Origin of the sequence: Streptomyces sp. NPDC059456 (genome assembly GCF_042750055.1) — a bacterium.
Lineage (GTDB): Bacteria > Actinomycetota > Actinomycetes > Streptomycetales > Streptomycetaceae > Streptomyces.
Genome location: NZ_JBHYVA010000601.1, coordinates 3,409 through 5,338 on the forward strand (window position 1 = coordinate 3,409; position 1,930 = coordinate 5,338).

1 protein-coding gene is annotated in these 1,930 nt (G+C 70.7%); it reads right to left on the bottom strand.

Annotated features, from left to right (window positions below):
* Positions 1-189 precede the first annotated feature (189 nt).
* Positions 190-1,930: hypothetical protein (locus tag ACFXA3_RS34425; RefSeq protein ID WP_385193503.1), on the bottom strand; the 1,741-nt coding region annotated here is incomplete at its 5' end.

Here is a 1,930-nt window from a genome sequence, read left to right on the forward strand (position 1 = left end):
CGCCGGGGCGGCGCTGCCCCGCCCGCCCCCCACCGAACTGTCGTGCAGGGTCGGAGACCCGGGGCGGGGATGCAACCGGATCGCCGGGCGCGCCAGCGGGGCCAGGTCAGGGAAGACCGCGGTGACGTCGAAAGGCCGCGGTGGGGTGGTTCGTCTCATGCCGGCTCCCGATGGCGCGCGTCGAGCGGGTTAGTTTCCTAGGTTCAGCAGTCCGGTGTTCTTCTGGGTGTTGGGTACGTAGATGTCGGGGAACAGCGGCTGCGACGTGCCGTCCGACCGCTCGACCCTAGCGCTCATCCAGACTCCCTGGGGAATCGTGCTGTCGGTGTTCAGGTAGTCGGGCGTCGTCTGGTAGAAGATCGCGTCGTTGGGGCCCAGGATGCCGCCGTCCTTCACGGCTTTCACCGACTTCTGGGCCATGGCCTCGTAGGTCCGCATGCTGGGCGTTCCGGTGTTCATTCCGGCCTGCCAGCACGGGACGAGATTGGCCGGGCCGCCCTTCCTCTCCAAGCCCTCTCCTCCCAGGATGTTGGGGATCAGATGGCACCGGGCGAGCCCGGCCACGGGCGGGTGGCTGAGGGCGAAGTCCTGCGCGTCCTGCCAGCCGGTGATGTCTCCCTCTGCCGGACTGCCCTCGACGGTCGTGGTGCCCAGGCAGGCCTGCGCCTGGGTCGCCCGGAATCCGGCCGGGCTCAGTGGAACGGTCTTGTTGACGTGCGGGACCGGTTCGGTGGTGTTCTTGATCCATCCGTTGCCGGAAGGCACGTGCCCGGCCGGAGCGTTCTGGAGGCAGACGGCCTGGGGCTCGGCGGTCGAACCGCTGATGTCCAGCTTGAACCGGTCGTCTTCCAGCACCCGCTGGCTCGTGAAGCCTTCGGAGAGCTGACCGTCGCCGGCCTGCTTGTCCGCGAGCGGGACGTGAGCGCGGGCGCAGGGACTGCCCGTGCCGCCGTCCAGGACGTCGGTGACCCATCCCCCGCGGGTGCTGTGACGGGGAAGGACCTCGGCGCACTGGGCGCCGTCGACTCCGCCTTCGCGGGTGACCGCCAAGGGGAACTCGCCGCAGCTGTCGCCCGCGACGAGGTCCGTCCGGGCCTGGAAGGTGCCACAGGTCCGGGCCGCCCGGCCGGCTGTGTCACCCTTCGCCCGGGTCAGCGGTTTGTCGCGCCCCCAGCCGGCGAGGTTGCTCTGGGCCCACAGGTAGCCGGCCGCCGCGGCCCCCGCGCCGGACGGGGCCTGCTGGTCGCTCATCCTGACGACCGGCATGACGCTGGGCACGACGCAGCCGGGATCGGGCGTGCCGGCGGTGGTCGTGTCCCGGACGTCGTCGTCGCAGCGGATCTTCTCCGGGTTGCTCCAAGAGGCGCTCGGGTCCGTGATCTGGGCGCCGGGCGAGGTCACGTACATCTTGTACGACGTCGTGAAGTCGACTGCCGTGCCGGGCGCCGGGGTGGATTCGTAGGCCACGTCGCCGCTGATGAGCTGCCCCGGGATCAGGGCGCCCTTCGAGTACCACGGGGCCGTGGTGGTGACCTTGCAGCCCGCCGAGCAGTCAGCCCTGAACTTCACGTTCAGGGTCGTGACGGCCCCGGTCGCGCCGGTCATCGTGACCGAGATCTTCTCTTTCCACTTCGTGCCCTTGTCGGGCAGGACGGCACTGCTCGACACGTTCAGCGTTCCGGTGCCGACCACGTTGCCGTTGCCGTCCTTGAGCGTGTAGAGCACCGTCAGGCTGTACACGCAGTACCCGAAGCGGCCGTACCACCACGTCCCGGGGGTGGTGATGGAGCAGGTGCCCGGGTCGGGAACGGCAGCGGCTGCCGCCGCCGGCGCGGCGGCAGCGGCGAGGTACTTCCGCCCCACCTGGGTCACCGGCGGGGCGCTCGTGGTGACGCACGCCAGCACGGCACCCGCCGGGCGCGCGCGGGAG